Here is a 21,006-nt window from a genome sequence, read left to right as displayed (position 1 = left end):
GGTGGCGGCGCGTCAGTTCGGGAGGCCGAGGGCGGCGACCAGGCGCGAGGTGACCTCGGCGATCCCGCCGAGGCCGTCGACGCTGCGCAGCAGCCCGCGGTCGGAGTAGACCTTCACGAGGGGCGCCGTCTGGTCCAGGTAGACCTGCTGGCGGGTGCGGACGACCTCTTCGGTGTCGTCGCTGCGCCCCTGCTCCAGCGCGCGGTGCGTCAGCCGACGGACGAGCTCGTCGGTGTCCGCCGTGATCTCGAGCACGTGCTCGAGCTTCACGCCGAACCCGGAGAGCATCTCGTCGAGCTCGCGGACCTGGTCCGTCGTGCGGGGGTAGCCGTCGAGGATGAAGCCCTCGGTGGCGTCGGGCTGCTCGAGGCGGTCGTGGACCATCGCGTTGGTCACGGTGTCCGGCACGTACTTGCCGGCGTCCAGGTACTCCTGGACGGTCTTGCCCAGTTCGGTCTGCTCCGCGACGTGGGTCCGGAAGATGTCGCCGGTGGAGATGGCCGGCACCCCCAGGCGGGCGGAGAGGAGCTTGGCCTGGGTGCCCTTGCCGGCACCCGGCGGACCGAGGAGGACGAGACGAGTCATCGCAAGAACCCTTCGTAGTTGCGCTGTTGGAGCTGGGACTCGATCTGCTTCACCGTCTCGAGCCCGACCCCGACGATGATCAGGATCGACGTGCCCCCGAAGGGCAGGTTCGTGCTGGCGTTGAAGAGCACGATAGCGATGAGCGGGAGCAGTGCGATCAGTCCCAGGTACAGCGATCCTGGCAGGGTGATGCGGGTGAGGATGTAGTCCAGGTACTCGGCGGTGGGCCGTCCGGCGCGCACCCCGGGGATGAAACCGCCGTACTTGCGCATGTTCTCGGCGACCTCGTCCGGGTTGAACGTGATCGCGACGTAGAAGTACGCGAAGAAGATGATGAGCAGGAAGTACGTGACCATGTACAGCGGGTGATCGCCCTTGGTCAGGTTGTCGTTGATCCAGATGACCCAGCCCGCGTTCGGGTCGCTGAACTGGCCCACCAGCGCCGGCAGGTACAGCAGCGACGACGCGAAGATCACCGGGATGACGCCGGCCATGTTGACCTTGAGCGGGATGTAGGTCGAGGTGCCCCCGTACATGCGGCGGCCGATCATCCGTTTGGCGTACTGGACGGGCACCCGGCGCTGGGACTGCTCGACGGCCACGACGAGGGCGACCACCACGACGATGATCGCGAGGACCGCGACGAAGGTGCCCCAGCCCTGCTGGTTCTGGATGCCCCAGAGCGCGGAGGGGAAGCCCGCGGCGATCTGGGCGAAGATCAGCAGGGACATGCCGTTGCCGATGCCGCGCTCGGTGACGAGCTCACCCATCCACATGATCAGGCCGGTGCCTGCGGTCATGGTCATGACCATCAGCACGATCGTCTGGACGCTCTGGTCGGGGAGGACCTGGGCGTTGCACGCCGTGCCGAAGAGCCGCGAGGGGTCCTTGGCGATGGTCACGTAGGTGGTCGACTGCAGGACCGCGAGACCGATCGTCAGGTACCGCGTGTACTGCGTGAGCTTGGTCGTCCCCTGCTGGCCCTCCTTCTTGAGGTCCTCGAAGCGCGGGATGACCACCGTCAGCAGCTGGATGATGATGCTCGCGGTGATGTACGGCATGATCCCGAGCGCGAAGATGCTCAGCTGCAGCAGCGCGCCGCCGGAGAACAGGTTCACCAGGCCCAGCAGGTCGTTGCCCGACTGCGACGCCTTGATGCACGACTGGACGGCGCTGTAGGAGACCCCTGGGGCCGGGACGAACGAGCCGAGCCGCACCAGCACGATGATCCCCAGCGTGAAGAGCAGCTTGCGGCGCAGGTCGGGCGTCCGGAAGGCGCGACCGATTGCGGTGAGCACTACAACCTCCTGCACCGCACTCCCCCGCGGTGCGCGGGAAGGGCGGGTTCGTCACTGACAGATCGGACGGTTGGGCCGGACGTGCGACACGTCGCACGCACGCAGCCCACAGAGGACCCTACCTCGCCACAAACGCACACGCGGCGGTAGCGGACGATCACTCGTCGCTACCGCCGCGTGGGCTGTGTCGTCGCTGGGTCAGCGAACGGTGGTGGAACCGCCCGCAGCCGCGATCTTCTCGGCCGCCGACGTCGAGAACTTGTCGGCCGTCACCTGCAGAGCCACGGAGATCTCCCCCGTGCCCAGCACCTTGACGAGCTGGCCCTTGCGGACCGCGCCACTGGCGACGAGCTCGTCGACACCGATGGTGCCGCCCTCGGGGAAGAGGGAACCGAGCTTGTCGAGGTTGACGACCTGGTACTCGACGCGGAACGGGTTCTTGAACCCGCGCAGCTTCGGCAGGCGCATGTGCAGGGGCATCTGGCCGCCCTCGAAGGCCTCGGGCACCGAGTAACGAGCCTTGGTGCCCTTGGTCCCACGACCGGCGGTCTTGCCCTTGCTGCCCTCACCGCGACCCACACGGGTCTTGGCGGTGTTCGAACCCGGAGCCGGACGCAGGTGGTGCAGCTTCAGGACGTGTTCACCCTGGTTGGCCATCAGTCGACCTCCTCCACGGTCACGAGGTGCGAGACGGTGTTGACCATCCCGCGGAACTCGGGCTTGTCGTCCTTGACGACCGACTGCCCGATCTTGTGCAGGCCGAGGCTGCGCAGCGTCTCGCGCTGGTTCTGCTTGCGGCCGATGCCCGAGTTGATCTGGGTCACCTTGAGACGAGCCATCAGGAGGTCACCCCCGCAGCCTGGGCGCGCAGCAGCGCGACCGGGGCGACGTGCTCGACGGGCAGACCACGACGCGCCGCGACCTGCTCGGGACGCTCGAGGCCACGGAGGGCCTCGATCGTCGCGTGCACGATGTTGATCGCGTTGCTGCTGCCCAGGGACTTCGACAGGACGTCGTGCACGCCGGCGCACTCGAGCACCGCGCGGACGGGACCACCGGCGATGACGCCGGTACCCGGGGAAGCCGGACGCAGCATGACCACGCCGGCCGCCTTCTCACCCTGGATGGGGTGCGGGATGGTGCCCTGGATCCGCGGCACGCGGAAGAAGTTCTTCTTGGCCTCTTCGACACCCTTGGCGATCGCCGCGGGCACCTCCTTGGCCTTGCCGTAGCCGACACCGACGGTTCCGTCGCCGTCACCCACGACCACGAGGGCCGTGAAGCTGAAGCGACGGCCGCCCTTGACGACCTTGGCGACACGGTTGATGGTCACGACGCGCTCGACGAAGTTGCTGCGGTCGCCCGCATCGCCCCGTCCGCGGTCGCGGCCGCCACCGGCGTTGTCGCGACGGCCGCGGTTGTCGCCGCTGCCGCCACCACGGTTGTCGTTGTTTCCGCCGGCCGCACCGGCGCCACCGGCGCCTCGGCGCTGGGGTCCAGGCATCAGACGTTCCTCATCTCTTCGAGTGCTCGGGTCACAGGGCCAACCCGGCTTCCCGGGCGCCGTCGGCGATGGCCGCGACTCGACCCGCGTACCGGTTCCCACCGCGGTCGAAGACCACGGCTTCGATGCCGGCCGCCTTGGCCCGCTCGCCGACGAGGACGCCGACAGCCTTCGCCTTGGCCGACTTGTCGTCGCTGCTCGCGCGCAGGTCCGTCTCCATGGTCGAGGCCGACGCGAGGGTGTGACCCTGTGCGTCGTCGATGACCTGGACGAACACGTGCCGGGCGGACCGGGTGACGACGAGACGCGGACGCACTGCGGTGCCCACGACCTTCTTGCGCACTCGGGTGTGACGGCGCTTGAGCGAAGCCGCCTTGCCCTTCGTGGTGCGCTGAGTGGAGAGACCCATCGTCACTTACCAGCCTTTCCGACCTTGCGGCGGATCTGCTCGCCGGCGTAGCGAACGCCCTTGCCCTTGTAGGGGTCGGGCTTGCGCAGCTTGCGGATGTTGGCGGCGATCTCGCCCACCTGCTGCTTGTCGATGCCGGCGACGGAGAAGCGCGTGTTGTTCTCGACGGCGAAGGTGATGCCGGCCGGAGCCTTCACCACGACCGGGTGGCTGAAGCCGAGGGCGAACTCGAGGTCCGAACCCTTCGGCGTCACGCGGTAACCGGTACCGACGATCTCGAGCTTCTTCTCGTAGCCCTTCGTCACACCCTCGACCATGTTGGCCAGCAGGGTGCGGGTGAGTCCGTGCAGCGAGCGCGAGACGCGCTCGTCGTCTGGACGCTTGACCAGCAGCGTGCCGTCTTCGCCACGTTCGACGGAGATCGGGGACGCGATGGTGTGGTTCAGCTCGCCCTTGGGGCCCTTGACCGTGACGGCGAGGCCGTCGATGGTCACGTCCACGCCCGTGGGGACGGTGATCGGGAGTCGACCGATGCGCGACATGAGTCCTCCTCCCTCACCAGACGTAGGCGAGGACTTCCCCACCCACGCCCTTCTTGTTGGCCTGCTTGTCGGTCAGGAGACCCGAGGAGGTGGACAGGATCGCCACGCCCAGGCCGCCCAGAACGCGGGGCAGGTTGGTCGACTTCGCGTACACCCGGAGACCGGGCTTGCTCACACGGCGCAGGCCGGCGATCGAACGCTCGCGGTTGGGGCCGAACTTCAGCTCCATGGACAGCTTCTTGCCGACTTCGGCGTCCTCCACGGACCAAGAGGCGATGTAGCCCTCGGCCTGCAGGATCTCGGCGATGTGCGACTTCAGCTTGCTGTACGGCATGGACACGGTGTCGTGGTACGCCGAGTTGGCGTTACGCAAGCGCGTCAACATGTCGGCGATGGGGTCAGTCATCGTCATCGGGCTCGTCCGCCCTTCCTCGCCGGGGTTTCCGGTGCGCGGTGTGCGCTCCGGACCTTCGGCGTCGTCGAAATGATGTCAGAAGTCACCAGCAGGTCGATCCCACTCACCAGCTGCTCTTGGTCACACCGGGCAGCTCGCCCGCGTGTGCCATCTCGCGCACACAGATTCGGCACAGGCCGAACTTCTTGTACACGGCGTGGGGACGCCCGCACTTCTGGCAACGGGTGTAGCCACGAACCTTGAACTTCGGCTTGCGTGCGGCCTTGGTGATCAGAGCGGTCTTCGCCACGGTCAGTTCTCCTTGAACGGGAAGCCCAGAGCACGCAGCAGCGCACGGCCTTCGTCGTCGGTCTTCGCCGTCGTCACGACCGTGATGTCCATACCGCGGACGCGGTCGATCCTGTCCTGGTCGATCTCGTGGAACATGGACTGCTCGTTGAGACCGAAGGTGTAGTTGCCGTTCCCGTCGAACTGCTTCGGCGAGAGACCACGGAAGTCGCGGATGCGCGGGAGCGCCAGCGACGTCAGACGGTCGAGGAACTCCCACATGCGGTCGCCCCGCAGCGTGGTGTGGCAACCGATCGGCATGCCCTCGCGCAGCTTGAACTGCGCGATCGACTTGCGGGCCTTGGTGACCTGCGGCTTCTGACCGGTGATGGCCGTCAGGTCGCGGACAGCGCCGTCGATGAGCTTGGAGTCACGAGCCGCCTCGCCGACACCCATGTTCACCACGACCTTGACCAGGCCGGGGATCTGCATGACGTTCGGGTAGGCGAACTGCTCGTGCAGCTGACCCTTGATCTCTTCGCGGTAGCGCTGCTTCAGACGCGGCAACGCACGGGTTTCAGTCGTCGTGGTCATCAGATGTCCTTGCCGGAACGCTTGGCGACGCGGATGCGGTTGGTCTTGGTGCGACCGTCGCGTTCCACCTGCTCCGTGCGGATGCCCACACGGGTCGGCTTCTTGGTCTCCGGGTCGACGAGCTGCACGTTCGAGATGTGGATGGGGGCCTCGCGCTCGACGATGCCACCCTCCGTGCCCGGACGAGCCTTGGTGTGACGCTTGATGCGGTTCACACCCTCGACGAGGACGCGCTGGGTCTCCCCGTTGACGTCCAGGACCTTGCCCTGCTTGCCGAGGTCGGACGTCTTGGTCCCGTCCTCGTTGCGACGACCGCGAACGCGGGTGATGACCTGGACCAGGTCACCCTTCTTGATGCGGGTCTTCCCCATGGTCAGAGCACCTCCGGCGCCAGCGAGATGATGCGCATGAACTTCTTCTCGCGCAGTTCACGACCGACGGGCCCGAAGATTCGGGTACCACGCGGGTCGCCGTCCGCGCGGAGGATCACCGCAGCGTTCTCGTCGAATCGGATGTACGAACCGTCGGCGCGCCGACGCTCCTTCTTGGTACGGACGATGACGGCCTTGACCACATCGCCCTTCTTGACGTTTCCACCGGGGATGGCGTCCTTGACCGTTGCCACGATCACGTCACCGATGCCGGCGTAGCGGCGGCCGGAGCCACCGAGCACGCGGATGCACAAGATCTCCTTGGCACCCGTGTTGTCGGCGACCTTGAGCCGCGACTCCTGCTGGATCACTCTCTACTCCTTCGTCGCGCCGGTTCTCGACCACCCGCTGAGGGGGCGAGCCTGGCCGAACGGACATGGAATCTGGGGGTGGGCCGCGACAGCGGCCCACCCGACGTCAGTCGCTGCGCTCGAGAGCGCGCGAATCACTTCGCGCGTTCGAGGACCTCGACGACGCGCCAGCGCTTGGTCGCCGACAGCGGACGAGTCTCGGCGATGAGGACGAGGTCGCCCACACCGGCCGTCTCGACCTCGTCGTGCGCCTTGACCTTCGTGGTGCGGCGGATGACCTTCGCGTAGAGCGGGTGCTTCACGCGGTCCTCGACCTCGACCACGACGGTCTTCTGCATCTTGTCGCTGACGACGTAACCGCGGCGCGTCTTGCGGTCGCCACGATCGGTGGTGCTGGCGGCGCTGGTCTGCTCGCTCACTTCGCAGCCTCCTTCGTGATCGGCGCCTCGGTGATGCCGAGCTCGCGCTCGCGCATCGTCGTGTAGATGCGGGAGATGTCCCGCTTGACGGCCTTCAGCCGGGAGTTGTTCTCCAGCTGACCGGTCGCCGACTGGAAGCGCAGGTTGAACAGCTCTTCCTTGGCCTTCTTGAGCTCGTCGACCAACTTCGCGTCCTCGAACTCACGCAGCTCGTCGGCGCCCAGGCCCTTCGTCCCGACGGCCATCATTCACCACCCTCGCGACGCACGATCTTGCACTTGACCGGGAGCTTGTGGATGGCGCGCGTCAGCGCCTCCGTAGCGATCTTCTCGGTCGGGAAGGACAGTTCGAACATCACGCGTCCGGGCTTGATGTTCGCGATCCACCACTCCGGCGAGCCCTTGCCGGAACCCATGCGGGTCTCGGCGGGCTTCTTGGTCAGCGGCCGGTCCGGGTAGATGTTGATCCAGACCTTGCCGCCACGACGGATGTGGCGGGTGATGGCGATACGAGCGGACTCGATCTGCCGGTTGGTGACGTAACCGCCCTCGACGGCCATGATCCCGTACTCACCGAAGGTGACCCGGGTGCCGCCGGAAGCCGCACCACGCCGCGTGGGGTGGTGCTGCTTGCGGTGCTTGACTCGGCGCGGAATGAGCACGACTCAGGCCTCCGATCCGGTGGTCGCCGGCGCAGCCGCGGCGGCGGGAGCCGCGTCCGCCGCAGGAGCGGCGTCCGGGCGGGGACGACGCGCACCACGGTCGGGGCGGTCGCTGCGCTCGCCACGACGCGGGGCGCGCGGGTTAGCGGCCTGCGACTGGGCGAGCTCACGGCTGGTGATGTCGCCGTGGTAGATCCAGACCTTCACGCCGATGCGGCCGAAGGTGGTGCGGGCCTCGTAGAAGCCGTAGTCGATGTTCGCGCGCAGGGTGTGCAGCGGCACACGGCCTTCGCGGTAGAACTCGGAACGGCTCATCTCGGCGCCGCCGAGACGACCGGCGCACTGGACACGGATGCCCTTGGCCCCGGAACGCATCGTGGTCTGCATCCCCTTGCGCATGGCGCGACGGAACGAGACGCGGCTGGCGAGCTGCTCGGCGACACCCTGGGCGACGAGCTGCGCATCGGTCTCGGGGTTCTTGACCTCGAGGATGTTCAGCTGCACCTGCTTGCCGGTGAGCTTCTCCAGCTCGGTCCGGATGCGGTCGGCTTCCGCCCCGCGACGACCGATGACGATGCCCGGTCGTGCGGTGTGGATGTCGACGCGGACCCGGTCACGGGTGCGCTCGATCTCCACCTTGGAGATGCCGGCCCGCTCCATGCCCTTGGCCATGAGCTTGCGGATCGCGACGTCTTCCTTGACGTAGTCGGCGTAACGCTGACCAGTCTTGGTGGAGTCGGCGAACCACCGGCTGCGGTGATCGGTGGTGATGCCCAGTCGGAACCCGAACGGGTTGACCTTCTGTCCCATCAGCGGGTCCTCCTCGTCTTCTTGGCGCCCTTGACGGCGGGTGCGACGACCACGGTGATGTGGCTGGTGCGCTTCAAGATGCGCCCCGCGCGCCCTTGGGCACGGGGACGGAAGCGCTTCATCGTCGGGCCCTCGTCGACGTGGATCGCCTTGACGACGTACTCGGCCGGGTCGAACGCCTCAGAGTGCTTGTCAGCGTGGAACTTCGCGTTCGCCATGGCGCTCTCGACGAGCTTGCGAACGGGTTCCGCCGCGGACTGCGGGGCGAACGAGAGCACAGCGACGGCCTCAGTGGCCTGCTTGCCCCGGACGAGGTCGACGACTCGGCGCGCCTTCTGGGGCGTGACGCGGAGGTACCGCGTCTGCGCCTTGGCTTCCATCCTTGTCCTGCTTCCTGGTTTCGGTCTCGAAAGGTTGTCTCGCGGAGCCGGGAGGCTCAGCGGCGACGACCCTTGCGGTCGTCCTTCTCGTGGCCCTTGAACGTGCGCGTGGGCGCGAACTCGCCGAGCTTGTGCCCCACCATCGACTCAGTGACGAAGACGGGGGTGTGCTTGCGGCCGTCGTGCACCGCGAACGTGTGGCCCAGGAAGTCCGGCGTGACGACCGAACGGCGGGACCAGGTCCGGATGACGTTGTGCGTACCGGCCTCGTTCTGAGCGTCCACCTTCTTCTGAAGGTGGTCGTCGACGAACGGGCCCTTCTTCAAGCTGCGAGGCATGGCCTGAACTCCCTATCAGCGCTTCTTGCCGGTGCGGCGGCGACGAACGATGAGCTTGTCGCTCTCCTTGCCCGGACGCCGCGTACGGCCCTCAGGCTGACCCCACGGGCTGACGGGGTGACGACCACCGGACGTCTTCCCCTCACCACCACCGTGGGGGTGGTCGATCGGGTTCATGGCGACACCACGGACGGTCGGGCGCTTGCCCTTCCAGCGCATGCGGCCGGCCTTGCCCCAGTTGATGTTGGACTGCTCGGCGTTGCCGACCTCACCGATGGTGGCGCGGCAGCGGACGTCGACGTTCCGGATCTCACCGGACGGCATGCGCAGCTGGGCGAAGCGGCCCTCGCGGGCGACCAGCTGAACGCTGGCGCCTGCGGAACGGGCGATCTTCGCTCCCCCACCGGGACGGATCTCGATCGCGTGGATCACCGTACCGACGGGGATGTTGCGCAGCGGCAGGTTGTTGCCGGGCTTGATGTCGGCCTCGGGGCCGTTCTCGATCCGGTCGCCCTGCTTGAGCTTGGCCGGCGCGATGATGTAGCGCTTCTCGCCGTCCACGTAGTGGAGCAGCGCGATGCGCGCGGTGCGGTTCGGGTCGTACTCGATGTGCGCGACCTTGGCCGGCACGCCGTCCTTGTCGTGACGACGGAAGTCGATCACGCGGTAGGCGCGCTTGTGGCCACCACCGATGTGGCGGGTGGTGATGCGGCCGGACGAGTTGCGACCACCGGTCTTGGACAGCGGGCGAACGAGCGACTTCTCAGGCTCGCTCCGCGTGATCTCGACGAAGTCGGCGACGGACGAGCCGCGGCGGCCCGGTGTCGTCGGCTTGTACTTGCGGATTCCCATTGCAGCGTTTCCTCGGGTTCGAAGGTTGTCTACGGCAGTCGTGCGAGCCCGCAGGCTCAGGCGACCGAGCCGCCGAAGATGTCGATCGTGCCCTCGCGCAACGTCACGATGGCCCGCTTGGTGTCCTTGCGCTTACCCGTGCCGTACCGGGTGCGCCGGCTCTTGCCCTGCCGGTTCGCGGTGTTCACCGACGAGACCTTGACGCCGAAGACGCGTTCGACCGCGACCTTGATCTCGGTCTTGTTCGCGCCCGGGTCGACCAGGAACGTGTACTTCCCCTCGTCGATGAGCGCGTAGCTCTTCTCCGAGACGACCGGCGCGAGCAGGATGTCGCGCGGGTCCTTCTGGGTTCCACCGATGGCACTCACAGGGTGCTCCCTTCCGACTCCGCTGCCACCGCGGTCGCGCTGCGACCCGTCGGCGGCCCCGCGACGAAGGCGTCGAGCGCCGCGCGGGTGAAGACGACGTCGTCGCTCTTCATGACGTCGTAGGTGTTCAGCTGGTCCTGGGGCAGGACGTGCACGTTGTCGAGGTTGCGGAGGCTCTTGACCGCCACCTCGTCGTCGCGGGTGAGCACGACGAGCACGTTCTTGCGACCGGACAGCGTGGCGATGAGCGTCCGCGCGGTCTTCGTCGAGGGGGCGTCACCCGAGGCGAGGCCTTCGACGACGTGCAGACGGTCGTGACGCACCCGGTCGGAGAGGGCACCGCGCAGAGCGGCCGCCTTCATCTTCTTCGGGGTGCGCTGGGAGTAGTCGCGGGGCTTGGGCCCGTGGACGATCCCACCGCCGGTGAACTGGGGGGCGCGCAGCGAACCCTGACGGGCGCGGCCGGTGCCCTTCTGCTTGTACGGCTTCTTGCCGCCACCACGGACCTCGCCACGACGCTTGGTCGAGTGCGTGCCCTGGCGTGCCGCCGCGAGCTGCGCGGTCACGACCTGGTGGATCAGCGAGATGTTCGCCTGGCGGCCGAAGTCCTTCGCGGGGAGCTCGACGGTACCGTTGCTGCCGCCGTCGACGGTCCGCAGCGGGACGGTGATGGCCTCGGTCTGAGCGGTTTCGGTTGTCATCAGGCTCAGGCCTCCTTCACGCGCGCCTTGGACGCGCTCTTGACGAGCACGAGGCCGCCGCGGGGACCGGGGATCGCGCCCGTGATGAGCAGCAGACCCTTCTCCACGTCGATGGCCTGCACGGTCAGGTTCTGGGTGGTCTGGCGAGCCGCACCCATGCGGCCGGCCATGCGCATGCCCTTGAACACACGACCCGGGGTGGCGCAGCCGCCGATCGACCCGGGCTTGCGGTGGTTGCGGTGCGCACCGTGGGAGGCGCCGACGCCGTGGAAGCCGTGACGCTTCATGACACCGGCGAAGCCCTTGCCCTTGGTGGTGCCCACCACGTCGACGGTGGCGCCGGCCGCGAAGGCCTCAGCGGTGACTTCCTGTCCCAGGGAGTACTCCGCGGCGTCCGTCGTGCGCAGTTCCACCAGGTGACGGCGCGGCGCGACGCCGGCCTTCTCGAAGTGGCCGGCAGCAGGCTTGTTCGCCTTGCGCTGCGCGATGGCCGTGGTGGCCAGCTGGACGGCTTCGTAGCCGTCGTCGGTAGTGGTGCGGATCTGGGTGACGACGTTGGGCTCGACCTTGACGACGGTCACGGGAACGATGCGGTTGTCCGCGTCCCACAGCTGCGTCATGCCGAGCTTGGTGCCGAGCACCCCTCGCACTTGCCTGTCGCTCATGGTGTTGGAATCCCTCAGAGCTTGATCTCGATGTCGACACCGGCCGGGAGGTCGAGTCGCATGAGCGAGTCGACGGTCTTCGGCGTGGGGTCGATGATGTCGATGAGGCGCTTGTGTGTGCGCATCTCGAAGTGCTCGCGGCTGTCCTTGTACTTGTGCGGCGAGCGGATGACGCAGTAGACGTTCTTCTCGGTCGGCAGCGGCACGGGCCCAGCGACCGAGGCGCCCGTCCGGGTCACCGTGTCGACGATCTTGCGCGCCGAACTGTCGATGACCTCGTGGTCGTAGGCCTTGAGCCTGATGCGGATCTTCTGTCCCGCCATGGCGTCGTCTGACTCTCTCTCTTCGTACCGCTACTGACTCGCGCACGGCGCGGTGCACCTGCTGGTGCTCCGACCCCCGAGGTCGGGCGTGTCGCGCTTTCGCACGATCTTCACCGTCTCCCGGTTGCCCGGATTGGTCCTGTCGTCCTGTTCAGGTTGCCCTGGAGGTCCAGGTGAACCGTCCGCCGCCCGTACGAGACGTTCGACGTTCGCGGTTGACGCTCCGTGGTCCTGGTCCGGTCCCCGGATCGGGTGGAATCGTGATCCAGGCGCGGACCAGCGGCGCGGCAACTCCGACAGTTTGCCAGACGGAGGGGGCCGTTGGCGAATCGAGTCAGCGGCAGCAACGGTGGTGGCTACTGCGTGGTCTGCAACGCGTTGCGCTGCACGACGAAGGGGCGGGTCCGAGTGGACCCGCCCCTCCGTCTGGCGGAGCGTCCCGTCGGGAGGGGGTGGTCCCCCCCGACGGATCAACTCACTTGAGGATCTTCACGACCCGGCCGGCGCCGACGGTGCGGCCACCTTCACGGATGGCGAACTTCAGGCCCTCTTCCATGGCGATCGGCTGGATGAGGTCGACCTTCATCTCAGTGTTGTCGCCGGGCATGACCATCTCGGTGCCCTCGGGCAGCGAGACGACGCCGGTGACGTCGGTCGTCCGGAAGTAGAACTGCGGACGGTAGTTGTTGTAGAACGGCGTGTGACGGCCACCCTCGTCCTTGGACAGGATGTACGCCTGGCCCTCGAACTCGGTGTGCGGCGTGATGCTGCCGGGCTTGACCACGACCTGGCCGCGCTCGACGTCGTCACGCTTGAGGCCACGCAGGAGCAGGGCGGCGTTGTCGCCGGCCTGGCCGCTGTCCAGCATCTTGTTGAACATCTCGATGCTGGTCACGGTGGTCTTGGCGGACGTCGGACGGATGCCGACGACCTCGACCTCCTGGTTGACGTTCAGGACGCCACGCTCGATGCGCCCGGTCACGACGGTGCCGCGGCCGGTGATCGTGAAGACGTCCTCGATCGGCATCAGGAACGGCTGGTCGATGGCGCGCTCGGGCTCGGGGATCGCGGTGTCGACCGCGTCCATGAGCTCCATGAGCTTCTCGCCCCACTCGGCGTCGCCCTCGAGCGCCTTCAGCGCCGAGACGCGGACGACGGGGAGGTCGTCACCGGGGAACTCGTAGGACGTGAGGAGCTCACGCACCTCCATCTCGACGAGCTCGAGGAGTTCCTCGTCCTCGACCATGTCGGCCTTGTTCAGCGCGACCACGATGTAGGGGACGCCGACCTGGCGGGCCAGGATGACGTGCTCCTTGGTCTGCGGCATCGGGCCGTCGGTCGCCGCGACCACGAGGATCGCACCGTCCATCTGGGCCGCACCCGTGATCATGTTCTTGATGTAGTCCGCGTGACCCGGGCAGTCGACGTGGGCGTAGTGACGCGCCTCGGTCTGGTACTCGACGTGTGCGATCGAGATCGTGATGCCGCGCTGACGTTCCTCAGGGGCCTTGTCGATCTGGTCGAACGCCGAGGCCTTGTTCAGCTCCGGGAACTTGTCGTGCAGCACGCGGGTGATCGCCGCGGTCAACGTCGTCTTCCCGTGGTCGATGTGACCAATCGTGCCGATGTTGACGTGCGGCTTGGTCCGCTCGAACTTCGCCTTCGCCACTGGGGGTCCTCCTCGGACTATCGTTTTCTTCCCGACCCGGTCAACGGGTGGGTGGGTGACCTGGCTGGTCACTGGCCCACGCGGTGGTGGTCCAGGGGTCGTGCAGGGTGGGGAAGCGGTCCTGGTGGACCGCTCCCCCGGGTCTGTCAGGAGCGGGTCATTCCCCGCGGACCTTCTTGACGATCTCTTCCGCCACGTTCCGCGGAACTTCAGCGTAGTTGGAGAACTGCATCGAGTAGACCGCGCGGCCCTGGGTCTTGGACCGGAGGTCGCCGACGTAGCCGAACATCTCCGACAACGGGACGGTGGCCTTGACGAGCTTGGCCCCGCTGACGTCCTCCATGGACTCGATCTGCCCACGGCGGGAGTTCAGGTCGCCGATGACTTCGCCCATGTAGTCGGCGGGCGTGCGCACCTCGACGGCCATGACCGGCTCGAGGAGCACGGGCTGCGCCTTGCGGACAGCTTCGCGCAGAACCATCTTGCCGGCGATCTTGAAGGCCATCTCCGACGAGTCGACGTCGTGCGCCGCACCGTCGTTGAGGGAGGCCTTGATGCCGACGAGCGGGTAGCCCGCGACGACACCCTCCTGCATGGCTTCCTGGATGCCCTGGTCCACGGAGGGGATGTACTCGCGCGGGACGCGGCCACCGGTGACGGCGTTCACGAACTCGTAGAACGTGCCGTCGGCGGTGTCCAACGGCTCGATGGAGACCTGGACCTTCGCGTACTGGCCCGAACCACCCGTCTGCTTCTTGTGGACGTAGTCCTCCTTGAGGACCGCCCGACGGATGGTCTCGCGGTAAGCCACCTGGGGCTTGCCGACGTTGGCCTCGACCTTGTACTCGCGCTTCATCCGGTCGACGAGGATGTCGAGGTGGAGCTCGCCCATCCCCTTGATGATCGTCTGACCGGTCTCCTGGTCGAGCTCGACCTGGAAGGTCGGGTCCTCTTCGGCCAGGCGCTGGATCGCGGTACCGAGCTTCTCCTGGTCGCCCTTGGTCTTCGGCTCGATGGCGACCGAGATCACGGGCTCCGGGAAGGTCATCGACTCGAGGACGACCTGCTGGGCGGCGTCGGAGAGGGTGTCCCCCGTCGTCGTCTCCTTCAGGCCGATCATCGCGTAGATGTGACCCGCACGGGCCTCGTCCACGGGGTTCTCCTTGTTGGAGTGCATCTGGAAGAGCTTCCCGATGCGCTCCTTCTTCCCCTTGGTCGAGTTCACGACCGCGGAGCCGGCCGCGACCACGCCGGAGTACACCCGGACGTAGGTCAGCTTGCCGAAGAAGGGGTGTGCCGCGACCTTGAACGCCAGGGCCGAGAACGGCTCCGTCGCGTCCGGCTTGCGGATGATCTCGACGGACTCGTCACCGACCTTGTGACCCACCATCGGCTTCACGTCGAGCGGCGAGGGCAGGTAGTCGATGACCGCGTCGAGCATGGGCTGCACGCCCTTGTTCTTGAACGCGGAGCCGCAGAAGATCGGGTACAGCTCGGAGTTGATCGTCAGCTTGCGAACCGCAGCCTTGATCTCCTCGGGCGTGATCTCCTCGCCGCCGAGGTACTTCTCCAGGAGGGCCTCGTCGGTCTCCGCGACGCGCTCGACGAGCTTCGCGCGGTACTCCTCGGCCTGCTCCTGCAGGTCGGCCGGGATCTCCTCGATGGTGTAGTCCGCACCGATCTGGACCTCACCGTGCCACGTGAGGGCACGCATGTGGACGAGGTCGATCATGCCGGAGAACGTGTTCTCGGCACCGATCGGGAGCTGCATCACGAGGGGTTCCGCACCGAGGCGGTCCTTGATGGTGTCGACGGTGAAGAAGAAGTCGGCGCCCAGCTTGTCCATCTTGTTGACGAAGCAGATGCGGGGGACGTCGTACTTGTCCGCCTGCCGCCACACCGTCTCGGACTGCGGTTCGACACCTTCCTTGCCGTCGAAGACGGCGACCGCGCCGTCGAGGACGCGCAGCGAGCGCTCGACCTCGACCGTGAAGTCCACGTGGCCCGGGGTGTCGATGATGTTGATCTGGGTGCCCTCCCAGAAGCAGGTGGTGGCTGCGGAGGTGATGGTGATGCCCCGCTCCTGCTCCTGCGCCATCCAGTCCATCGTGGCCGCGCCGTCGTGCACTTCGCCGATCTTGTAGTTGATCCCCGTGTAGAAGAGGATCCGCTCCGTCGTCGTGGTCTTGCCGGCGTCGATGTGAGCCATGATGCCGATGTTGCGGACCTTGGTCAGGTCCGTCAGCACGTCCTGTGCCACGGTTTACTGCCTCTTCCCTGGGATCGAGGGGGTGAGTCGGCCGGCACGGTCGGACGAGCCGACCGTGCCAGGCGCTGGGGTCACCAGCGGTAGTGCGCGAAGGCCCGGTTCGACTCGGCCATCTTGTGGGTGTCCTCGCGACGCTTCACCGCGGCACCGAGGCCGTTCGAGGCGTCCAGGATCTCGTTGAGCAGACGCTCGGTCATCGTCTTCTCGCGACGCTGACGCGAGTAGCCCACGAGCCAGCGCAGCGCCAGCGTCGTGGAACGCGTGGGGCGCACCTCGATGGGCACCTGGTAGGTCGAACCACCGACGCGGCGGGACTTGACCTCGATCGCAGGCTTGACGTTGTCCAGCGCGCGCTTCAGCACGACGACGGGGTCGCCACCGGTCTTCTCACGGGCGCCCTCGAGGGCGCCGTAGACGATGGACTCGGCGACGGACTTCTTCCCGTCGAGGAGGATCTTGTTCACGAGCTGCGTCACCAGGGGAGACTGGTAGACGGGGTCCACCACGAGGGGACGCTTGGGTGCGGGGCCCTTGCGCGGCATGTCAGCTCTTCTCCTTCTTCGCGCCGTAGCGGCTGCGGGCCTGCTTGCGGTTCTTCACGCCCTGCGTGTCGAGCGACCCGCGGACGATCTTGTAGCGGACACCGGGGAGGTCCTTCACTCGACCGCCACGCACCAGGACCATCGAGTGCTCCTGGAGGTTGTGGCCGACGCCCGGGATGTAGGCGGTGACCTCGATGCCGCTCGTCAGCTTGACGCGGGCGACCTTGCGCAGAGCCGAGTTCGGCTTCTTCGGGGTCGTTGTGTACACGCGCGTGCACACGCCGCGTCGCTGCGGGCTGCCCTTCAGGGCGGGCGTCTTGGTCTTGACGACCTTGTCCTCCCGGCCCTTGCGGACCAGCTGCTGGATGGTGGGCACCCTGTCTCCGTCTTTTTCGATCTTGTGTGTCGGCTGATGTCATCGGGACGCGCTACCCGTCGTGGGCGGCGCTCGACCCCCGCCGACCCACGAGGTCGGGCGTGTCGTTCGGTCGAGGTCCCGCGGTGGTGACGTCCTGTCACCGGGCTGCGGGCGCGCTCGTGTCAAGCGGACACGAGACTACCCGCCGCGTCTGGCGATGGTCAAAACGAGGTGGGGGACGCTCGGGCAGCCCCCACCGAGGGGCCGTCCCCCTCCCCCGCTGCGGGGGGAGGGGAACGGCCCGGTGGGACTGCTCAGCGGTAGTCGCTGGAGCCGTAGTCGAACTCCTCGAGCGGGACGGCCTGGCCGGAGCCCACACCGAACTGCGCGTAGTCCACGTCGTCGTAGCCGGGCACCGAGTACATCTGCGCCTTGGCCTCCTCGGTGGGCTCCACCCGGACGTTGCGGTAGCGGGGAAGCCCCGTGCCGGCCGGGATGAGCTTGCCGATGATGACGTTCTCCTTGAGGCCCAGGAGCGGGTCGCTCTTGCCCTCCATGGCGGCGTTGGTGAGGACGCGCGTCGTCTCCTGGAAGGAGGCGGCGGAGAGCCACGAGTCCGTCGCGAGCGACGCCTTCGTGATCCCCATCAGCTCCGGACGACCGGAGGACGGCTGACCGCCCTCGGCCATGACCCGACGGTTCTCCTCCTCGAAGCGCGCACGTTCGACGAGCTCACCGGGCAGCAGCTCGGAGCCGTTCTGCTCGATGATCGTCACCCGCTTGAGCATCTGGCGGACGATGACCTCGATGTGCTTGTCGTGGATCGACACGCCCTGGGAGCGGTAGACCTCCTGCACCTCGTCGACCAGGTGCATCTGCACCCGGCGCGGGCCGAGGATGCGCAGCACCTGCTTGGGGTCGACCGCACCCTGGACGAGCTTCTGCCCGACCTCGACGTGCGTGCCGTCCTCGACCAGGAGCCGCTGACGACGCGTCACCGGGTACTCGACCTCTTCGGCACCGTCGTCGGGGGTCACGACGATCTTGCGACCCTTGTCGGTGTCCTCGATGCGGGTGCGTCCCGACACCTCGGAGATCGGCGCGTTCCCCTTGGGGGTGCGGGCCTCGAAGAGCTCGACCACGCGCGGCAGACCGTGCGTGATGTCACCGGCCTCGGACGCGGCACCACCGGTGTGGAAGGTACGCATCGTCAGCTGGGTACCGGGCTCGCCGATCGACTGGGCCGCGACGATGCCGACGGCCTCGCCGATGTCGACGAGCTTGCCGCTGGCCAGCGAACGGCCGTAGCAGCGGGCACAGGTCCCGACGCGCGACTCGCACGTGAGCACCGAGCGGACCTTGAGGCTCTCGACACCCTGGGCGACCAGGGCGTCGATGACCACGTCACCGAGGTCGGAACCGGCCGGCAGCACGACCTCGCCGTCGACGGTGACATCGGTGGCCAGCGTGCGTGCGTAGACGCTGGTCTCGACGTCGTCGTGGCGACGCAGGGTGCCGTCGGAGTTCTTCTCCGCGATGGGCATGGCCAGACCGCGGAAGGTGCCGCAGTCGTCCTCGCGGACGATGACGTCCTGGGAGACGTCGACGAGACGACGGGTCAGGTACCCGGAGTCGGCGGTCCGCAGCGCGGTGTCCGCCAGCCCCTTGCGGGCGCCGTGCGTGGTGATGAAGAACTCACCCACGGTCAGGCCCTCGCGGAACGAGGCCTTGACCGGGCGGGGGATGATCTCGCCCTTCGGGTTCGCCATCAGGCCACGCATGCCGGCGAGCTGACGCATCTGCATCCAGTTGCCTCGCGCACCCGAGCTCACCATGCGGTGGATCGTGTTGTGCGTCGGCATCGCCGCCTCGAGGTCCTTCGCGACCTCGTTGGTGGCCTGGGTCCAGATCTCGATGAGCTCCTGGCGACGCTCGTCGTCGGTGATCAGACCGCGCTCGTACTGCTGCTGGACCTTCTCGGCCTTGGCCTCGTAGCGCTCGAGGATCGCCTGCTTGTTGGGCGGCGTCACGACGTCGGCGATGGAGACGGTGGTGCCCGACCGGGTGGCCCAGTGGAAACCGGCCTCCTTGAGGGCGTCCAGCGTCGCCGCCACCTGGACCTTCGGGTAGCGCTCGGCGAGGTCGTTGACGATCGTCGAGAGCTGCTTCTTGTCGACGACGACGTTCACGTACTCGTAGTCGACGGGCAGCGTCTCGTTGAACAGCGCCCGACCCAGCGTGGTCTCCACGTCGAGGTCCTGGCCCTGCTCCCAGCCCTCGGGCAGCGCCATGTTCGCCGTCGGGACGACACCCGAGAGACGGATGCGGACCTTGGCGTTGAGGTTCATCTGCTTGCCGTCGAAGGCCATGATCGCCTCGGCCAGCGAGGAGAACTGACGGCCTTCACCGGCGACGTCGTCCCGGTCGGCGGTCAGGTGGTACAGACCGATGATCATGTCCTGGGTGGGCATGGTCACCGGGCGACCGTCCGCCGGCTTGAGGATGTTGTTCGACGACAGCATGAGGATGCGGGCCTCGGCCTGCGCCTCCGCGCTCAGCGGCACGTGCACGGCCATCTGGTCACCGTCGAAGTCCGCGTTGAACGCGGTGCAGACGAGCGGGTGGATCTGGATGGCCTTGCCCTCGACCAGCTGGGGCTCGAAGGCCTGGATGCCGAGGCGGTGCAGCGTGGGCGCGCGGTTGAGCAGCACGGGGTGCTCGGTGATGACCTCGGACAGGACGTCCCAGACCACCGGGCGGGCGCGCTCGACCATGCGCTTGGCCGACTTGATGTTCTGCGCGTGGCTGAGGTCGACGAGGCGCTTCATGACGAAGGGCTTGAAGAGCTCCAGGGCCATCTGCTTGGGCAGACCGCACTGGTGCAGCTTCAGCTGCGGGCCGACGACGATGACCGAACGGCCCGAGTAGTCGACGCGCTTGCCGAGCAGGTTCTGGCGGAACCGGCCCTGCTTGCCCTTGAGCATGTCGGACAGCGACTTCAACGGGCGGTTGCCCGGCCCGGTCACCGGCCGGCCGCGGCGGCCGTTGTCGAACAGCGCGTCGACGGCCTCCTGCAGCATGCGCTTCTCGTTGTTCACGATGATCTCGGGAGCCCCGAGGTCGAGCAGGCGCTTCAACCGGTTGTTGCGGTTGATGACGCGGCGGTAGAGGTCGTTCAGGTCCGACGTCGCGAAGCGGCCACCGTCGAGCTGCACCATCGGACGCAGGTCCGGCGGGATGACCGGGACGCAGTCGAGGACCATGCCCTCGGGCGAGTTCCGGGTGGTGAGGAACGCCGAGACGACCTTGAGGCGCTTGAGCGCACGCGTCTTGCGCTGACCCTTGCCGGTGGCGATGGTCTCGCGCAGGGACTCGGCTTCGGCCTCGAGGTCGAAGTCCTGCAGACGCTTCTGCAGCGCCGCCGCACCCATGCCGCCCTCGAAGTACAGGCCGAAGCGCTCGCGCATGGCGCGGTAGAGCACCTCGTCACCCTCGAGGTCCTGGACCTTGAGCGTGCGGAAGCGGTCCCAGATCGTGGTCAGACGGTCGATCTCGGCGTCGGCGCGACGACGGATCTGCGCCATCTCGCGCTCGGCGGACTCGCGCACCTTGCGGCGCACGTCCGACTTCGCGCCCTCGGCCTCGAGCTCGGCCAGGTCGGTCTCGAGCGTCTTGGCGCGGGTCTCGACGTCGGAGTCCCGACGGTTCTCGACCTCACGCTTCTCGACCTCGATCTGGGCCTCGAGCGAGGAGAAGTCACGCTGACGTCCCTCGTCGTCGACCGACGTGATCATGTACGCAGCGAAGTAGATGACCTTCTCGAGGTCCTTCGGCGCGAGGTCGAGCAGGTAGCCCAGACGGCTCGGGACACCCTTGAAGTACCAGATGTGGGTGACGGGAGCGGCGAGCTCGATGTGGCCCATGCGCTCACGACGCACCTTGGCGCGCGTGACCTCGACACCGCAGCGTTCGCAGATGATGCCCTTGAAGCGGACGCGCTTGTACTTGCCGCAGTAGCACTCCCAGTCCCGGGTGGGGCCGAAGATCTTCTCGCAGAAGAGTCCGTCCTTCTCGGGCTTCAGGGTGCGGTAGTTGATGGTTTCGGGCTTCTTGACCTCACCGTGCGACCACGTGCGGATGTCGTCCGCGGTGGCAAGCCCGATGCGCAGCTCGTCGAAGAAGTTGACGTCGAGCAACGGAATCTTCTTTCTGTCGTGTGTTCCGAGGTCTGACTCTGTCCGTGGAACCCCGCAGGGGCTCCGTTCGTCCGGCGGTGGCGGGCCGGGGGTACTCCC

Annotated in this window: 28 protein-coding genes; all 28 read right to left on the bottom strand. The window is 67.3% G+C overall.

The genetic code is table 11. The features are described 5' to 3' along the window. Positions 1–12: 12 nt before the first annotated feature. Complete coding sequence (locus ACFQ46_RS12905; RefSeq protein ID WP_328294658.1) at positions 13–585, bottom strand: adenylate kinase; 573 nt, start codon at positions 583–585, stop codon at positions 13–15. Next, positions 582–1,883 carry a preprotein translocase subunit SecY gene (gene secY, locus ACFQ46_RS12900; protein ID WP_328294657.1) on the bottom strand — a complete coding sequence of 434 codons (1,302 nt, stop codon included), beginning with the start codon at positions 1,881–1,883 and terminating at the stop codon, positions 582–584. The genes ACFQ46_RS12905 and secY overlap by 4 nt, the downstream gene beginning before the upstream one ends. Before the next feature lie 198 nt (positions 1,884–2,081). Further along, positions 2,082–2,540, bottom strand: a complete 459-nt coding sequence (gene rplO / locus ACFQ46_RS12895; RefSeq protein WP_380158424.1) for a 50S ribosomal protein L15 — start codon at positions 2,538–2,540, stop codon at positions 2,082–2,084. Beyond that, positions 2,540–2,722 (bottom strand): 50S ribosomal protein L30, encoded by a 183-nt coding sequence (gene rpmD, locus ACFQ46_RS12890; RefSeq protein WP_012084962.1) that lies wholly within the window; start codon positions 2,720–2,722, stop codon positions 2,540–2,542. The genes rplO and rpmD overlap by 1 nt, the downstream gene beginning before the upstream one ends. Beyond that, on the bottom strand, positions 2,722–3,387 hold the full coding sequence (gene rpsE / locus ACFQ46_RS12885) for a 30S ribosomal protein S5 (RefSeq protein ID WP_380259848.1): 666 nt from the start codon (positions 3,385–3,387) through the stop codon (positions 2,722–2,724). Before rpsE ends, rpmD begins: the two co-directional genes overlap by 1 nt. A gap of 31 nt (positions 3,388–3,418) precedes the next feature. Beyond that, positions 3,419–3,796, bottom strand: a complete 378-nt coding sequence (gene rplR, locus ACFQ46_RS12880; RefSeq protein ID WP_328294656.1) for a 50S ribosomal protein L18 — start codon at positions 3,794–3,796, stop codon at positions 3,419–3,421. Between the two features lie 2 nt (positions 3,797–3,798). After that, complete coding sequence (gene rplF / locus ACFQ46_RS12875; protein WP_328294655.1) at positions 3,799–4,338, bottom strand: 50S ribosomal protein L6; 540 nt, start codon at positions 4,336–4,338, stop codon at positions 3,799–3,801. Positions 4,339–4,351: 13 nt separating this feature from the next. Further along, positions 4,352–4,750 (bottom strand): 30S ribosomal protein S8, encoded by a 399-nt coding sequence (gene rpsH, locus ACFQ46_RS12870; protein WP_328294654.1) that lies wholly within the window; start codon positions 4,748–4,750, stop codon positions 4,352–4,354. A gap of 106 nt (positions 4,751–4,856) precedes the next feature. Further along, positions 4,857–5,042: a type Z 30S ribosomal protein S14 gene (locus tag ACFQ46_RS12865; protein WP_328294653.1), complete on the bottom strand. Its 186-nt coding sequence runs from the start codon at positions 5,040–5,042 to the stop codon at positions 4,857–4,859. 2 nt (positions 5,043–5,044) lie between these two features. Beyond that, positions 5,045–5,614, bottom strand: a complete 570-nt coding sequence (gene rplE, locus ACFQ46_RS12860; RefSeq protein WP_328294652.1) for a 50S ribosomal protein L5 — start codon at positions 5,612–5,614, stop codon at positions 5,045–5,047. Further along, a complete protein-coding gene (gene rplX / locus ACFQ46_RS12855; RefSeq protein ID WP_328294651.1) occupies positions 5,614–5,985 on the bottom strand; it encodes a 50S ribosomal protein L24 in 372 nt (123 codons plus the stop codon). Before rplX ends, rplE begins: the two co-directional genes overlap by 1 nt. 2 nt (positions 5,986–5,987) lie before the next feature. Beyond that, complete coding sequence (gene rplN, locus ACFQ46_RS12850) at positions 5,988–6,356, bottom strand: 50S ribosomal protein L14 (protein WP_012084971.1); 369 nt, start codon at positions 6,354–6,356, stop codon at positions 5,988–5,990. Positions 6,357–6,490: 134 nt separating this feature from the next. Further along, positions 6,491–6,775, bottom strand: a complete 285-nt coding sequence (rpsQ, locus tag ACFQ46_RS12845) for a 30S ribosomal protein S17 (protein WP_012084972.1) — start codon at positions 6,773–6,775, stop codon at positions 6,491–6,493. Then, positions 6,772–7,020, bottom strand: coding sequence for a 50S ribosomal protein L29 (rpmC, locus tag ACFQ46_RS12840; RefSeq protein ID WP_328294649.1), 249 nt, complete (start codon positions 7,018–7,020; stop codon positions 6,772–6,774). The genes rpsQ and rpmC overlap by 4 nt, the downstream gene beginning before the upstream one ends. Further along, positions 7,020–7,436 carry a 50S ribosomal protein L16 gene (rplP, locus tag ACFQ46_RS12835; protein ID WP_328294648.1) on the bottom strand — a complete coding sequence of 139 codons (417 nt, stop codon included), beginning with the start codon at positions 7,434–7,436 and terminating at the stop codon, positions 7,020–7,022. Before rplP ends, rpmC begins: the two co-directional genes overlap by 1 nt. Positions 7,437–7,439: 3 nt before the next feature. Beyond that, a complete protein-coding gene (gene rpsC / locus ACFQ46_RS12830; protein ID WP_380259847.1) occupies positions 7,440–8,246 on the bottom strand; it encodes a 30S ribosomal protein S3 in 807 nt (268 codons plus the stop codon). Continuing rightward, entirely contained in the window at positions 8,246–8,626 is a 381-nt protein-coding gene (gene rplV, locus ACFQ46_RS12825) for a 50S ribosomal protein L22 (protein ID WP_012084976.1), read from the bottom strand. Before rplV ends, rpsC begins: the two co-directional genes overlap by 1 nt. Positions 8,627–8,682: 56 nt before the next feature. Continuing rightward, complete coding sequence (rpsS, locus tag ACFQ46_RS12820; protein ID WP_012084977.1) at positions 8,683–8,964, bottom strand: 30S ribosomal protein S19; 282 nt, start codon at positions 8,962–8,964, stop codon at positions 8,683–8,685. Positions 8,965–8,979: 15 nt separating this feature from the next. Then, positions 8,980–9,816, bottom strand: a complete 837-nt coding sequence (gene rplB, locus ACFQ46_RS12815) for a 50S ribosomal protein L2 (protein ID WP_328294646.1) — start codon at positions 9,814–9,816, stop codon at positions 8,980–8,982. 56 nt (positions 9,817–9,872) lie between these two features. Further along, positions 9,873–10,175 (bottom strand): 50S ribosomal protein L23, encoded by a 303-nt coding sequence (gene rplW / locus ACFQ46_RS12810; RefSeq protein WP_328296261.1) that lies wholly within the window; start codon positions 10,173–10,175, stop codon positions 9,873–9,875. Positions 10,176–10,180: 5 nt separating this feature from the next. Next, positions 10,181–10,885, bottom strand: a complete 705-nt coding sequence (gene rplD / locus ACFQ46_RS12805; RefSeq protein ID WP_328294645.1) for a 50S ribosomal protein L4 — start codon at positions 10,883–10,885, stop codon at positions 10,181–10,183. 5 nt (positions 10,886–10,890) lie between these two features. Continuing rightward, positions 10,891–11,550, bottom strand: a complete 660-nt coding sequence (gene rplC / locus ACFQ46_RS12800; RefSeq protein ID WP_328294644.1) for a 50S ribosomal protein L3 — start codon at positions 11,548–11,550, stop codon at positions 10,891–10,893. Positions 11,551–11,564: 14 nt separating this feature from the next. Then, a complete protein-coding gene (rpsJ, locus tag ACFQ46_RS12795; protein WP_012084982.1) occupies positions 11,565–11,873 on the bottom strand; it encodes a 30S ribosomal protein S10 in 309 nt (102 codons plus the stop codon). A gap of 475 nt (positions 11,874–12,348) precedes the next feature. Beyond that, on the bottom strand, positions 12,349–13,542 hold the full coding sequence (tuf, locus tag ACFQ46_RS12790) for an elongation factor Tu (RefSeq protein WP_328294643.1): 1,194 nt from the start codon (positions 13,540–13,542) through the stop codon (positions 12,349–12,351). A gap of 157 nt (positions 13,543–13,699) precedes the next feature. After that, positions 13,700–15,802, bottom strand: coding sequence for an elongation factor G (gene fusA / locus ACFQ46_RS12785; RefSeq protein WP_380259846.1), 2,103 nt, complete (start codon positions 15,800–15,802; stop codon positions 13,700–13,702). Positions 15,803–15,882: 80 nt separating this feature from the next. Beyond that, positions 15,883–16,353 carry a 30S ribosomal protein S7 gene (gene rpsG / locus ACFQ46_RS12780; protein ID WP_328294641.1) on the bottom strand — a complete coding sequence of 157 codons (471 nt, stop codon included), beginning with the start codon at positions 16,351–16,353 and terminating at the stop codon, positions 15,883–15,885. A gap of 1 nt (position 16,354) precedes the next feature. Continuing rightward, positions 16,355–16,729: a 30S ribosomal protein S12 gene (rpsL, locus tag ACFQ46_RS12775; protein WP_012084987.1), complete on the bottom strand. Its 375-nt coding sequence runs from the start codon at positions 16,727–16,729 to the stop codon at positions 16,355–16,357. A gap of 296 nt (positions 16,730–17,025) precedes the next feature. Continuing rightward, entirely contained in the window at positions 17,026–20,907 is a 3,882-nt protein-coding gene (locus ACFQ46_RS12770) for a DNA-directed RNA polymerase subunit beta' (RefSeq protein ID WP_328294640.1), read from the bottom strand. Positions 20,908–21,006 lie beyond the last annotated feature (99 nt).

Source organism: Kineococcus sp. GCM10028916 (genome assembly GCF_042674865.1).
In the GTDB taxonomy this organism is placed as follows: domain Bacteria; phylum Actinomycetota; class Actinomycetes; order Actinomycetales; family Kineococcaceae; genus Kineococcus.
This window is presented reverse-complemented; position numbering and strand designations above follow the sequence as displayed.